At 41.9% G+C, this 13313-nt stretch carries 12 protein-coding genes and 2 pseudogenes; 6 read left to right on the top strand and 8 right to left on the bottom strand.

Annotation, left to right across the window (positions count from 1 at the left end; translation table 11 throughout):
- Window positions 1-818 precede the first annotated feature (818 nt).
- Together IQ259_RS07310 and IQ259_RS27110 are read right to left on the bottom strand one after the other, a co-directional pair.
- Window positions 819-1838, bottom strand: a complete 1020-nt coding sequence (locus tag IQ259_RS07310) for a hypothetical protein (protein WP_193883123.1) — start codon at window positions 1836-1838, stop codon at window positions 819-821.
- Window positions 1839-1849: 11 nt separating this feature from the next.
- The gene (locus tag IQ259_RS27110) at window positions 1850-2095 is read right to left on the bottom strand and encodes a hypothetical protein (protein WP_228014415.1); all 246 of its coding nucleotides are present in this window, start codon (window positions 2093-2095) and stop codon (window positions 1850-1852) included.
- A gap of 287 nt (window positions 2096-2382) precedes the next feature.
- Here IQ259_RS27110 and IQ259_RS07305 point away from each other — a divergent pair, with 287 nt between their 5' ends.
- A complete protein-coding gene (locus IQ259_RS07305) occupies window positions 2383-2601 on the top strand; it encodes a hypothetical protein (RefSeq protein ID WP_193883121.1) in 219 nt (72 codons plus the stop codon).
- Between the two features lie 126 nt (window positions 2602-2727).
- Here IQ259_RS07305 and IQ259_RS07300 read toward each other — a convergent pair whose 3' ends face one another.
- From IQ259_RS07300 to IQ259_RS27105, 3 genes are all read right to left on the bottom strand, one after another.
- A complete protein-coding gene (locus tag IQ259_RS07300; protein WP_193883119.1) occupies window positions 2728-2919 on the bottom strand; it encodes a hypothetical protein in 192 nt (63 codons plus the stop codon).
- 87 nt (window positions 2920-3006) lie between these two features.
- The gene (locus IQ259_RS07295; RefSeq protein WP_193883117.1) at window positions 3007-4128 is read right to left on the bottom strand and encodes a Gfo/Idh/MocA family protein; all 1122 of its coding nucleotides are present in this window, start codon (window positions 4126-4128) and stop codon (window positions 3007-3009) included.
- Between the two features lie 659 nt (window positions 4129-4787).
- Window positions 4788-4943, bottom strand: coding sequence for a hypothetical protein (locus IQ259_RS27105; RefSeq protein ID WP_228014414.1), 156 nt, complete (start codon window positions 4941-4943; stop codon window positions 4788-4790).
- 32 nt (window positions 4944-4975) lie between these two features.
- Between IQ259_RS27105 and IQ259_RS07290 the strand changes: the two genes are divergently transcribed.
- Together IQ259_RS07290 and IQ259_RS07285 are read left to right on the top strand one after the other, a co-directional pair.
- Window positions 4976-5869: a hypothetical protein gene (locus tag IQ259_RS07290; protein WP_228014413.1), complete on the top strand. Its 894-nt coding sequence runs from the start codon at window positions 4976-4978 to the stop codon at window positions 5867-5869.
- Between the two features lie 169 nt (window positions 5870-6038).
- Window positions 6039-6533, top strand: a complete 495-nt coding sequence (locus tag IQ259_RS07285) for an N-acetyltransferase (protein WP_193883113.1) — start codon at window positions 6039-6041, stop codon at window positions 6531-6533.
- A 186-nt stretch (window positions 6534-6719) separates the two neighbouring features.
- On the opposite strand, the gene IQ259_RS07280 is transcribed toward IQ259_RS07285, so the two are convergent.
- A complete protein-coding gene (locus IQ259_RS07280; protein ID WP_193883111.1) occupies window positions 6720-8327 on the bottom strand; it encodes a glycosyltransferase family 39 protein in 1608 nt (535 codons plus the stop codon).
- Between the two features lie 152 nt (window positions 8328-8479).
- Between IQ259_RS07280 and IQ259_RS07275 the strand changes: the two genes are divergently transcribed.
- Entirely contained in the window at window positions 8480-9130 is a 651-nt protein-coding gene (locus tag IQ259_RS07275; RefSeq protein WP_193883109.1) for a class I SAM-dependent methyltransferase, read from the top strand.
- A gap of 82 nt (window positions 9131-9212) precedes the next feature.
- On the opposite strand, the gene IQ259_RS07270 is transcribed toward IQ259_RS07275, so the two are convergent.
- Window positions 9213-9428, bottom strand: coding sequence for a chlorophyll a/b-binding protein (locus IQ259_RS07270; RefSeq protein WP_193883107.1), 216 nt, complete (start codon window positions 9426-9428; stop codon window positions 9213-9215).
- Between the two features lie 163 nt (window positions 9429-9591).
- Between IQ259_RS07270 and IQ259_RS07265 the strand changes: the two are divergent.
- Both IQ259_RS07265 and thyX read left to right on the top strand, forming a co-directional pair.
- Window positions 9592-11028: pseudogene (locus IQ259_RS07265) on the top strand (FAD-dependent thymidylate synthase); the annotation flags it as partial.
- A 3-nt stretch (window positions 11029-11031) separates the two neighbouring features.
- A pseudogene (thyX, locus tag IQ259_RS27740) lies at window positions 11032-11466 on the top strand (FAD-dependent thymidylate synthase); the annotation flags it as partial.
- 82 nt (window positions 11467-11548) lie between these two features.
- On the opposite strand, the gene IQ259_RS07260 reads toward thyX, so the two are convergent.
- Entirely contained in the window at window positions 11549-13285 is a 1737-nt protein-coding gene (locus tag IQ259_RS07260; RefSeq protein WP_193883096.1) for a R3H domain-containing nucleic acid-binding protein, read from the bottom strand.
- Window positions 13286-13313: the final 28 nt, after the last annotated feature.

Raw genomic sequence — 13313 nt, 5'->3', positions numbered from 1 at the left:
TATTCTCATGATTTAAGTAGGTCGGTGTTAAAAATTGTCGTCATGACAAGGCAGGAGGCAGAGAGCAGAAGGGAAGAGGTTTTCAAGCTACTTTACTTTCCGTTACATAGTTCGGTTTATTTGCACCTTTCTACTTACTCCAATAATTCATAATTTGTAATTATGAATTAGTAAAAAAAGTATTTTAGCTCTTGCTTTCCGCACCTTTCTTGTCTCTGCGTGAGGCAAATTTATTATATATTCAATGTAGAGGCATTACAGGTTAACACCTCTACAATTTGTGTTGCACTTATAAGATCATTTTAAGGAGTGGTTGGAGTTGCAGGTGGTACTACGGGAGTTGGAGTTGTGGGTGGTACTGCCGGCCGTGTAGTTGTTGGAGGTTGTGTAGCAGGTTCACAAGCCCCTACGAGTATACTCAGACCAAAAAATGAAGCTAAAAAAATCAATTTTCTGTTCATTATTCCTCTTAGTAAAATCTAATTGGGCATGAGCAAAAAAGCCCTGAAAAGATAGCTAAGTACCCAAGCAAAATTAATTGTACATATTGATTGAAAACAAGAATGTCTGTATTCCTTACCTGTTCCCTGTTCCCTCTCCTAACTATAAAATTTATTTTGCACGACTACTTATATACTGGTTGATTCACTCATGTTTTACATCCACCGTTGGTTGTAGCAAATCATTCAACTCGTAACAGTTTTATATACACACTAAGCTGCGATCGCCTTATACAAATTAGAGAATCAGGTGAGTTTCCCCTAGATATGGCAGGGTACGCATTATTACCTGCCGTTATCTTGATTTGCCTTTTGGTTTTAGCCTGAGTTTGTCTTGCGGATTAACTTGGTATCCCAAGTGTAAAAGCCGACTGTATCAGGCATTCTAGAAAATCGCCCTGTCCTATAACCTCGTGATAGTTCATTTAGTACTTTGCTTTTTACCTCTCTAACTTCTTCAGCATCTAGTTCTCCATAAAGTGCGGCGATAATTTCCGCCACACCAAAAACTTTCCCCGGATTTTGTCTAAAGAAGGTGGTAAGAGCATCAATCAAAAATTGCCCCTCAAATGCTTTGAGCATAGGAATGACGCTTGTCTTCGGTACTATCAGAGGCTTTTTCTTGTTTTTTCCAGTCTTAGAGTTAGTCTGATTGGCGTTCACTAAACTCAAATCTAGTGTGTAACAACCAGGCTCATTTGGCATTCCAAACCAAGCTTGTCTTTCTCTACCTTGAGTTAGTGAAGATTGGACTCTACCTTTCACCACTCTAAAAACGTGTGGCTTTAACTCACCATAAAGCGATCGCACAATAAAATCTATATGGCAGACAGTACCAAGATGTTGTTCTAATAGCTTTTTAATGGCTTCCATCCGAGTTAAAGATTCATACTCGCTCAACATGGGAATGTCTACGTTATTCAGCGAGTTATCTTTGCTCTGTGGGGTGGAGTCTTTGACTGATGATTCGTCGGTGTTTGTTGTTATGGAAGCAGAACTATCTGTTTCTAATTCTTCAGAGTCTTGCTGTTCTGAATCTGGATACTCTTCTAATTTCCTATCAGATGTAGCTACACCATGAGACGACGGGGATAAGAGTAAGTCTTTTTGAGAAGCAGAGAGTATTTCATTTACAACTTCAGCTGTGAGCAGCTTGTTGTTAGCTTCTGATAGTGAAGACCAGCTAGACAATAAACCTTCTACATTATTGAGTTGCGATCGCGCCTGATTATAGAGGTTTTCGTACTCTTCAACCAAGCGAGCATAGTAGTCTCGTAATTCCAACAGAGGCGAAATTAAGGTTTGTGGAGGAGGTTCTAGTTGTAATTGGGGTTTCATAAACTGTTAAATCAACCCAAATGGATGTCACTTGTGTACGTCATTGGCCTTGGTTTGGCCTTTTGAGATGGCTGCGGAGATTTACGTGGGGGTTGTGGTGGACGGCAAATCTCACAATACAAAGGACGAGGGCCATACGTCTCGCGTTTGGTTGTCTGATTGCACTGTTTACAGACAAAATGGAAAACCCTAGTGTGAATTTGTCGTTTATGCGCTCTAACGGTGTATTCCTGTACATCTATGTATTTACTTGCCATAGTCCAGAAGCGTGAATTTCAGTTCTATCAATATAGCTATTCAAGCAAATGAAATTGAATCAGTGTGTGTTTAATTGTAAGTTTTATTCACAGCAGTGATTTATTCTCAAAACTAAAGTTGCAAATGTTGCATTAGAGAAACTAAGCATTTACTAATTTGCTATCTTACGACAGAAACATCAATATTCATCTAACTTAGATTTAAGCCTTCTGATAGTGTCTTGTGTGCAGTCAGTCAGTTTAGGTTGGGAGTGTGTATCTAAAATATCCCTGTGGAGAAAATAGTTATGCCTAGCGGTCATGCAAGTCATAAAGGAACTGGAGACAAACCTAATACTAATGCTGAAGGGCTAATGGATATGGCTGCTGATAAAACCGTTAATCCTGAAGATGTGTTGCTAGAAGGTGCTACTACAAATACTACAAGAACCCAAGAATTTGTGGATTATCCTCCAGCTATCCAACGTCCAGATGAAGAAACAGAAACGGAACAAGAAGATAAATAAAACTACAAAAGTTTTCAGTTATACCATTTGCCAAAATTTTTGAGGCATATCACATCAAGTCTGATTGGTGATTATGGAAAACATCTGTGTAACCAACTGAAAACTTTTACCTAATTCTCTGGGAAATTAACCTACCATTAAATCTGCAATTAAGAAGATTAATTTGGTTGCATCTAAAGGTTTAGTAACGTGTTTTTGAGAGACTACAGATAATACTGTTGGCGATCGCTCCTTATGAGTAAGAAGCCGATAATGACATAGATTGAAGGGTAAGAACTGAAACTCTGATGCAGTATAAATTATTACAATGTTGTACATAATTTAATTTTTAGCCAGTTAATAAAACCAACTGCAAGCTGAAGCAGTTGGCAAAGGCAGAGTTGATTTTTTTAAACTCAGGCTGCTTTAAGAATTACCGGAAGGTGCAGCAGCATGAATTAGCTCTGGCTTCTCTTCATTGGCAGGACGTTTAACAGTTTGATCTGATGTGGGGCGTTGAGAGCGTTCGAGAGTTTGCACTTGCACAGGTTGACCTGTTTCAATGGATTGATAGAGCGCCTGAATAATGCAAACATCGTTCAGACCTTCTGTTCCAGATGGTTCTGGGTCTTTATTTTGGAGAATGCAATCTGAGAAATATGTGAATTCAGCTGCTAACTGATCGTGACTCTCAAAAGTTTGCTCTTGGGTTTCACCATTAATAGTGAGGTAGTGCTTCAGTTCTCCATGCCATGTATAGGCGGATTTTACTAGTAAATCACCTTTAGTTCCCACAACCTGATAATTGGAAACTTTTGTTGCTCCAAAGCTACAGGTAAATGTCGCCAGTCGTTCATTGGGAAAGCGTAAGATAACGCTGGCCATTTCTTCTACTTCGCTGAAGCGTTGTTCTCCCTTACTGGCAGCCATAGCAAATACTTCGGTTGGTTCATCTTGAAAGAGATAGCGTGCAGCATTAATGCAGTAAATACCGATATCATAGATTGTTCCGCCACCTGTGACTTCTCGTAAACGAATATTGCCTCCTTCTACTTGTTGGGAGAAAACAGAGTTGAAAATACGCGGTTCCCCAATCTGTTGCGATCGCACAATTTCTACAGCCTGCAAGTTTGCTGGTTCTAGATGTAATCGATATGCAATCATCAGCTTGATACCGTTATCGTTTGCAGCCTTCATCATCGCCTCGCACTCTTTTTCTGTTACAGCCATAGGCTTTTCACACAGCACATGAATAGCCTGATTAGCTGCTCGCACAGTGTAATCACAATGTAGGTGATTGGGTAATGCAATATAAACAGCATCAATCTCACCGCTGGTTAGACAGTCTTCATATTCCTCATAAGAGTAAGTATGCTGAATGCCATACTTTTTGCTAAGTTCTTCAAGTTTTGTCGGATCATCGGAAACTAAAGCAACTAATTCAGAGTTATCGGTATTAGCAAATGCAGGCAAGGCAGCTTCTTGGGCAAACCAACCTAAACCAACAACTGCGTAACGAATTTTGTTTTTTTCGTTTGTAGCTGTCATTTTTACACCTCTTGATAAAGAACTTTTTTCAAAAAATTACTCTTCTAAGGTGATGAACTTTTTTAAATATTCCATCCTACTGATGAGAGAGAGCCTAATCATACTTAGGAAATATGCAGTTAAAGAAAAAACCATAATTTAAGTAAATTTACTTTTTAGAGAAAGCAAACAATGATGTAGGCTCAACTCACATTTTGCACCTAGAAATATTAATGTCACAACCACAACCACGTGCAAGATGTGAGTCAGGATGATTTGCTTAGTTAGATGATGTAAGTAGAAAGGTGCAAATAAACCGAACTATGTAACGGAAAGTAAAGTAGCTTGAAAACCTCTTCCCTTCTGCCTTCTGCCCTCTGCCTCCTGCCTTGTCATAACAACAATTTTTAACACCGACCTACTTAATCTAGGCAAGAAAAGACTAGATGCTGTTTTGGCGATATTCTATTGATAGTGCTACCTCTGCATCACCAGTCGAATTTATATCCCATCCATAACCTATTCATAATCAATCTGTCATCAACCATCCGGTAGTCTAAATTACTGACTGAAATTGTGTGGGCAAAAGCTACTTGACCAAAATGCTCTCACGGATTCCAAAAATAATCGAGGATGATTGATGATGACAAAGCTTGGCTACTCAGTGTTCCAACGCATTACTACTGCACATTTACTGCATAAAATGTGTTTACTATTCCTGACTTTACCGTTCCTGGCATCTGTTTCCACCAAATTTGTGGTAGCCAAAGAGAATGAGAACGCAAACGCGCCTTACGCAATCGGACTTTGGGGCGATCTACCCTACTCTGCCGCACAAGAAGTTGGCGTAACAAAATTAATCGACGACATGAATTCGCAGAAACTTAGTTTCACTGTCCACGATGGCGATCTCAAGGCTGGTTCTAATAGCCTTTGTGACAATGCGCTGTACACTAGGTCGCTCGGCTATTTCAACGCTCTGGAGGCTCCAGCAATCTTTACACCAGGTGACAACGATTGGACTGATTGCGATCGCCCTTCAAATGGTGGATTTAACTCACGCGAGCGCCTTGACTACGAGCGTCTAGTGTTCTTCAACACGAATTTTTCCCTGGGGCAGCGCCGACTAGCCCAAGAAGTACAAACACAGCCTCTATGCCTCGGTGTCAATGGTGCAGTACCTTGTGTCGAAAACCGCCGCTGGACTGTTGGCAGAGTTACTTATGCGACACTGAACATCCAAGGTTCGTGCAATAATTTATGCGACACTGCACCTGACCCAGAGGAGTATGCAGCGCGAAATGCAGCCAATATTGTATGGATGAGAGAAACCTTTAGAGTGGCAAAGGAACGCAACTCAATGGCGGTCATGTTGATCTCCCAAGCTAATCCGGGATGGGATCAGAGCGATCCAACTAGAGCGCCTCTGCGTAATCCGAGGACACTCGTGCAAACCGATGGGCAACCTGATGGCTTCCAGGAATTTTTATTGGCATTGCGCGATGAGGTGATCGCTTTCCGTAAGCCAATTGCCTACGTACACGGTGACTCGCACTATTACCGTATTGACAAGCCATTTCTAGATATTCAAGGCAGACGGCTTGAAAACTTCACTCGTGTCGAGACATTTGGTAACAATCAGGCAAGCGGCACCAACGACGTACAGTGGCTCAAGGTGGCTGTCGATCCCCGTAGCCGAGAAGTATTTTCTTATGAACCACAGATTGTTCCCGGCAATCGAGTAGCGGTTCCGGCTCCATAATGCTACGCAGTTTTTAATCTGCAATGTTGAGCTTGTGTCGGAACTGCTAGGTAAACGACATAGTTATCGGAAAAATTCTGTATAATAGCCGGATATTGGCGATATCCAGAATTTTTCTAAATATGACACCTTTGAGATATCCTGCTTTTACTCGTATACGGAATTCACTATGATTCGACCAACCACGCCCGATGACACGGCTGCCCTGATTGCCCTGGCCGATGCGATCGGGCTGTTTGAGCCAAACCAACTTGAAGAACTGGGCAACATGTTGGCTGATTATTTCAGTAGTAACAACGACAGTGATTCTCTACGAAACGGCAAAGCCGAACGCTTCTGGATTACTGACGACGACAACGGGGTGATGGGGGTCGCTTACTGCGAGATGGAACGGATGACCGATAGAACGTGGAACCTACAATTGATTGCTATCCGACCTGATCGCCAAGGACAAGGACGCGGTACAGCACTGTTACGCTACGTTGAACAAACTTTGACCGTGCGGGGCGGGCGTATACTACTGGTGGAAACGTCGGGTTCGCCGGAATTCGAGCATACACGAGCATTCTACCGTAAGTCTGGTTACGATGAGGAAGCCCGGATACGGGACTTCTATACAGAGGGCGCTGATAAGATTGTTTACCGCAAAGTGCTGGCTGTTTAAGATAATCAGGACTCACGTAAAGATTACGATTTTACGTCATTAGGAGCGCAGCGTTCCCGTAGAGTAGGAATTGCAAAGGCTGATTGTTCGTCACGAGTGCGTAAATCATAATAATTTTGAAGTGCAGTCTAAGCATGAAGCACCACGATAAAATTAAGCAGACACTTCCTAATTTCAGGGTATTATTTAAGGTAAAACTTGAATCATCTGGTAATCTTGCATTGTACCAACAATGCGGTGAGGGCGAGATAAATCAGGAGAATTTTTTGGATATATCCAAGCAAAGCCAGAAGCTGGTAGTTGAGAAATTGTATCTAAGGCTGTTCCGTGAATAGGTGTGTAGAAATTTAAGAGTACAGCGTTTTTACCATCAACTTTGACAAAGTAAATTGGCTGAGTTTGCAAAATTGATGCGATCGCAGGTTCTTGGAAAAAAGTTCTAAACGCCGGGTTATAATCACCTATTAATCCCAAACTACCAGCCACAGCCAAAGCCAGCCAGCAGGGAATTAACCAACCAGCTAACCAGTAACTTCCTGTGAGAAACTTATAACCGAAGCGATGACGACCAATCCATACTACAGGCAAAATTAAGCAACTTAATCCTACAATCAAGCCAAGGGGTGCATACTGGCGAATGTCTGCATTCCCCCAAATTAGAACGTATATACCTGCTACTAAAAGTAAAATACCCAATCCGCCAAAGCCATAACTCAAGTTACGAGGAATATTTCTGAGTTGTTTTGTTGTTTCATAAATTTTACCCGACCAATCTAAACCTAAAGCTGCTAATAAAGCAATGAAGGGATAAAGACCAAGACTATAGTGAGATAATCGAGCCGAGAAAATAGTCAGTTCTGTAAATAAAACTATCGGAAATCCGACTAATAATAAATGGTAGCGCGGAATTGGACGGCGAAATGCTACAACTAATCCCAAAAGGCTCAAAAATCCCCAAGGAAATGCTTTTAAAGGAACATTCCAGAGATAAAACATTATCCCATTACCAGCATGTCCTTGGGAACCTACTTGAAAAACAAACTGCCATAAAGCATCTAAACTATCACTACCATAACGTTCCCAGCTAAACCATAGCCAACTCAAAGTCGGGATAAAACCTAATCCTAAACCTAAATATAAAACAGGGCTGGTAAGATGACGATGACGGCGATGTTCACTAATTAAATAGGGTAATAATGCAATCGCTGGTAGAAAAATCATAAAGCTTCTAATGAAGAAGCCTACCCCTAAACATAAACCTGCAATTAATCGCCAAAATACGGAATATTTGAGTTGCAATTCAGCTTTGAGTAAGGAAAAAATAGCTAAAAGAATTAGAAAAATCATCGGCACATCAGGTGCGCCTAAACGACAATGTTGCAGCCACAAAAATTCCACACTCAAAATTGCAGCAGCTAACCAAGCTATTTTTTTATTTAGGATAATTTTGCCGATTTCATATATTAGTAATAAGCACAATATTCCAGCGATCGCACTCGGAATTCTCGCACTAACTTCACTCATGCCAAATAGTGTATAAGCACTAGCAATTATCCAATAAAAGCCAGGGGTTTTATGATGCACAGTCCCCCAAGGTGCTATCCAGTCGCCAGAATCAAACATCCGCCTAGCACGCCAAGCATAAAGCCCTTCATCATGCGCCATCAGGCTATTTTGCCCAGAGGTAAATAATAATAAAGGCAGTATCCAAATTAACAAGCTGATGTAAGGAAATGCGGCTGATATGCGAATTTGCCGCCACATAGACTGCAATAGTTGTGATTTATACAACATTTATTTAAGATTTTTCTGACTTGAGTAGTGGAGTGTAACTCTTAAATTAATTATTCAGACATATTTCATTAAAATATGTAACAGACTGTTTGTGCAGAAGAAGACCGGAAGTTACACCAATTTTGTCAAAAAGTTTTCCAAAATAGACATTTATGCTACTTAGACCAAATCAACGCCAAAAATTAGATGATACCGATGATCAGCTATTTTATACCTATCCCCGCTTTGTTACCCATGTTGATGATGGGTTTATTCAACAGTTAACAGATTTATACCGCGATCGCCTTAAACCCAACACCCGCATTCTTGATATGATGAGCAGCTGGGTATCTCATCTGCCAGAGGAAATGCAGTTTGCCCATATAGAAGGACACGGACTCAACGCCGAGGAACTAGCACGTAATCCTCGCTTAAATCATTACTTTGTCCAAAATCTTAACGAGAATCCCCAGCTACCTCTACCAGATCAAGATTTTGATGCTGTTCTCATGTGCGTTTCTGTGCAGTACGTACAGTATCCAGAAGCAATCTTTTCGGAAATTCACCGCATCCTCAAGCCAGGTGGTGCTGCTATTATCAGCTTCTCTAACCGGATGTTTTTTCAAAAGGCGATTCAAGCTTGGCGCGATGCTTCTGAAGCTACTAGAGTTGAATTGGTTAAGCACTACTTCACTTCAGTACCCGGATTTACCACTCCTGAAGTGATTGTTCGTCAGTCAACAATGCCAAACTTCTTACAATGGTTGGGTGCTGGTGGTGGAGATCCCTTTTATGCTGTGATTGCTCATCGCAATCCAGAATAGTACTAAGTCCCAAAAAACACAGAGACGGGAAATTTCCCGTCTCTATAAATTTGTGAAAAATTGCGTTTTAAAAATTTAGTTGTTACAGGCTGGTTAACAAACCAAAAACACCATGTCCTGTAAGTACTTCTAATGCTATGAGCGAAATAAAACCAATCATTGCTAAACGACCGTTGAGCATTTCTGCGTAGGGAGTGAAGCCAGTGCGATCGCCTTGCTCATCTACATAAACTCTTGGTTCAAGCGCAAAGTTGTTCATCTTACCCTGATCGTCAACAATCGCACCACTACTACGCATAAAGTTGTCCTTAATTGCTTTTACTTGTAAAGAAGTGTAACGTTAAAATTAATTTTTGTAAAGTATCTGAGTCTGCCTAAAGATATATGATGATGGGTTGAGTTTCCAGCCATGTTTCACAAACAGGCTCTACTCCTCGTTTGTACTTAGTCTGAGAAAACCCATGCACCGATTTCGAGTAGAGGTTATTGCCAAAACACCAAACCCGCAGCAAGTGATTTATGCGGCGATGCACCAAGACTATACTGACGCATTTGTGGTTGATGAAAGAGACTCATGGCCTTCGGAATCACAATGCGGCGAAGTTATAGTTAAGCGACTATTAGCAGGAGAACGGGGACACTACGGGCCGCTAGAACATCCCCAGATTGTCTTCAACTGCGGCTATTTCCCTCACAGTGTCATGCAACAAGCGCGTACTCATCGCGTGGGCGTGAGTTTTGATGTGCAATGTCTGAGTGGAGATAGTGAGGTTACTTTTGTTAAAACGTCGGGTGGTTTAACAAAAATTAAAATTTCGGAACTTTACGATTTATGGACTAATGGCGAAAAAGCAGTCCGTGAAAGAAAAATTCGAGGACGTAAGGGAGAAGAACCAGGAACATATCGTAGAGATTGTAAAACCCGCCTGCAAAAAATGAAACTGCGTGTTCTGAATGAAGAAACGGGTATTTTTGAACTCGGCCACATTAAAGAGGTTTTTGATCAAGGACTACAACCTGTTTATCGCTTAACTCTGGAAGATGGTAAGACATTAAACTGTACAGAAAATCATCGCCTGCTGACTGAACAAGGTTGGCAGACTATGAAAGAAGCTTTAGAGTTAGTAACAGATCACAGCAGAGAAGTTATTACATATAACCAAGATTGTTACTTAATGACCAATGGAGTCATCGTTGGTGAAGGCTTGTATCGAGATAAAACTTGGCTCCAAGAACAGCTATCAGCTGGTTTAACTGTTAGACAAATGGCTGAAAAAGCTGGTTGTTCAATAGAGGCAATTAAAAAGTGGGTTTATTTTTACGATCTGAAGCTAAATAAATGTAAACCAGGAACAAAAAATCCTTGGAATAAAGGATTCCGAGGAGCTTATCAACTAAATCTAACTTCTGAACAAAGACAACAGCGGAGAGAAAGGTCAAAACATTTCACTCGTAGAGGTGAAGACAGCAATTTTTGGAAAGGTGGTGTAACAGAAGAACGAGTTTCGATTGGTGCTTGGACACGGACAGTTGCGCCTCAAGTACATGAAAAGTTTGATTTCACTTGTCAGTCGTGCGGTGTTCGTGGAGGTTCACTTCACGCTCATCATTTATTGCCAGTTTACTCACATCCTGAAAAAGGATATGACTTTGAAAATTTAGTCACTGTTTGTCAAAATTGCCACCGACAAATTCACAACCAAAGACTTGAACTAGAATTTGCCCAAAATTTCGTTCCTATTGTTGCTCTTCCTGAAAAACCTAAACCAGCAGGAAGAAAATTAAAAGCTCACCCAATAAAAGTTGTGCAAGTACGATATTTAGGGATGCAAAAAACTTATGATTTAGAAGTAGATGGAAAATGGCACAATTTTGTTGCTAATGGCGTAGTTGTTCATAATTCATTTCGCTATACAGGTAATCAATTTATACAAATAATAGAGGGGAAAAAAGATATAGAAGATGTTTTCTACCTGCGACCTGTTGGTTATTACACAGATAGGCAAGGCAAAAAATATTACTATTCCCCAGAGCAACGCGCCGCAGATTTAGAGTGGTGTCTGGAAGCGGCTAAACGGTATGCAGCGAGTTTTGCAGCGGGAATGTCGGAAGAACATGCGAGAGGGATAGTACCTTTTGATTATCGCCAGCACTTTATAGTTAGCTTCAATCTCAGGTCATTCTTGCATTTTTGTGACCTGAGAAATAAAAAAGATGCTCAACTCGAAATTCAGAAATTGTGCGAATTAATGTGGCCGCATTTTACCGAGTGGACACCGGCGATCGCACAATGGTATGAAAAGCAGCGTTTAGGTAAAGCTAGATTAGCACCATAAACTAGGGGTATAGGGGTATAGGGGTGTGAGGTGTAAGTGAGTAAAACCTTACCCCCCCCTACACCCATACACCCATGTGCTATTACGCCGGATAAATCCTTAAGCGACGATTTGGTTCTTCACCAAAGCTATGGGATTTGAGGCGATAGTGTTCTACTAACTCATGCTGCATTTTGCGAACTTGGGGAGAACGGGGCAATAATTCAACTGGCTGTCCTTTAGGAATCACGATTTGCTCTACAGCAAGTCTGGCTTCTTCGAGGGCATCAATTTCGTCATCGCTACCGCTGTGCAAGAAAAGTTGCAATTCGCGGTCATCAGCGATTTCTGGCTCATCCATGTTCAGTAACCGCCGCAGTCCACGAGTAATCTGAGGAATTGTGCTGGCCTTGATCATGTGGATAGGTACATGTCGAGCTTTAGCTACTTGCCGGAGTTTAGCATGGTTTTTGACATGCGATCGCAACGCCAAAATTGCATCAGCACTGTCAATATCTTTTGTCAACACCACTGGCAAAGTTAACACACTGATTACCTGTTCTAGTTGGTGGCGACTCACCCCATACGGGTAGATGTGTAGCGGCAAATCTTCACCGTTCGGCCCGGCATTCTTAATCGCACCAAAATCAATACTGTCCGAGTAGTTAAAGGATTCCTCCAGCAAGAGGTCAAACTCGCTCTGTCCAGTTGTCTTTTCCCGCTCTACAGTCAATGGTGGTAGTGCTACCATTTGCCCGGATGCACGCCAACCACCAGATTGTCGCCCTGAAGAGAAGGTATCTTCTCCGCTGGCTATCTGTCCACCACGACCATTGACCACAGATAGCTGGCGAATCGTTGAGACTTTGCCGTTGTCGTCTACCGTGCGTGTTTGTGGGCTTGGCTGTCGTCCGCGCAACAAAGTATCTACTGTGTCAGCGACACTTTCATGAACTACCCAACGCTGCCGTTCTAACATTTCGACAGCAATTTCAAAGGTAGGAGGGGCTTTGCGTTCCAAAACTGTTTTTTGCGAACCGCGCCTTCTGGCTTCATCGTCTCCCAAGGTCACAGCCTGAATACCGCCAACCAAATCAGAAAGGGTAGGATTTTTAATCAGGTTTTCAATCTGGTTCCCATGAGCAGTACCTACCAGTTGCACACCTCGTTCAGCAATGGTACGCGCTGCTAAAGCTTCCAGTTCCGTGCCGATTTCATCAATCACAATCACCTCTGGCATGTGGTTTTCCACTGCCTCAATCATGACTTGATGCTGAAGTTCTGGATGAGCTACCTGCATCCGTCTAGCACGACCAATGGCGGGGTGAGCAACATCACCATCTCCCGCAATTTCGTTGGAGGTATCGATAATTACTACTCGTTTGTTTAACTCATCTGCCAACACACGGGCAATTTCCCGTAGAGCGGTAGTCTTACCCACACCTGGACGACCCAGCATGAGAATGGATTTGCCTGTTTCTACTAAATCGCGGATCATGCCAATAGTACCGAATATCGCACGACCGACACGACAAGTTAATCCAATAATTTTGCCATTACGGTTGCGGATAGCACTGATCCGATGCAAAGTTTGCTCAATTCCGGCTCGATTATCTCCGCCAAAGCTTCCGACTCGCTGAATGCAATCATCAATTTGTGCTTGAGTTACAGGTTCTTCGCTCAGATACTCAGCTTGATTGGGGAAGCGAGCCTCTGGGCGACGACCCAAATCTAAAACTACTTCCACTAAAGTATCTCGCTGAGGATGATTTTCGAGTACTTGTCGCAAGTCTTGGGGCAAGATGTCTAATAACTTTTGGAGATCGTCTTTAATCGTCATGCTTTCTATGGTGACGTTTTGAGAGATA

It is taken from the genome of Fortiea sp. LEGE XX443, from assembly GCF_015206815.1.
Classification (GTDB): Bacteria; Cyanobacteriota; Cyanobacteriia; order Cyanobacteriales; family Nostocaceae; genus Nostoc_B.
Note: the sequence above shows the minus strand (reverse complement) of the source record. Positions and strands in the feature narration are given on the sequence as shown.

Excerpts from the sequence above, each read along its gene's own strand:
- IQ259_RS07310 (WP_193883123.1), bottom strand. The coding sequence starts at position 1,838 with ATGAAACCCCAATTACAACTAGAACCTCCTCCACAAACCTTAATTTCG.
- IQ259_RS27110 (WP_228014415.1), bottom strand. The coding sequence starts at position 2,095 with ATGGCAAGTAAATACATAGATGTACAGGAATACACCGTTAGAGCGCAT.
- IQ259_RS07305 (WP_193883121.1), top strand. The coding sequence starts at position 2,383 with ATGCCTAGCGGTCATGCAAGTCATAAAGGAACTGGAGACAAACCTAAT.
- IQ259_RS07300 (WP_193883119.1), bottom strand. The coding sequence starts at position 2,919 with ATGTACAACATTGTAATAATTTATACTGCATCAGAGTTTCAGTTCTTA.
- IQ259_RS07295 (WP_193883117.1), bottom strand. The coding sequence starts at position 4,128 with ATGACAGCTACAAACGAAAAAAACAAAATTCGTTACGCAGTTGTTGGT.
- IQ259_RS07290 (WP_228014413.1), top strand. The coding sequence starts at position 4,976 with ATGAATTCGCAGAAACTTAGTTTCACTGTCCACGATGGCGATCTCAAG.
- IQ259_RS07285 (WP_193883113.1), top strand. The coding sequence starts at position 6,039 with ATGATTCGACCAACCACGCCCGATGACACGGCTGCCCTGATTGCCCTG.
- IQ259_RS07280 (WP_193883111.1), bottom strand. The coding sequence starts at position 8,327 with ATGTTGTATAAATCACAACTATTGCAGTCTATGTGGCGGCAAATTCGC.
- IQ259_RS07275 (WP_193883109.1), top strand. The coding sequence starts at position 8,480 with ATGCTACTTAGACCAAATCAACGCCAAAAATTAGATGATACCGATGAT.
- IQ259_RS07270 (WP_193883107.1), bottom strand. The coding sequence starts at position 9,428 with ATGCGTAGTAGTGGTGCGATTGTTGACGATCAGGGTAAGATGAACAAC.
- IQ259_RS07260 (WP_193883096.1), bottom strand. The coding sequence starts at position 13,285 with ATGACGATTAAAGACGATCTCCAAAAGTTATTAGACATCTTGCCCCAA.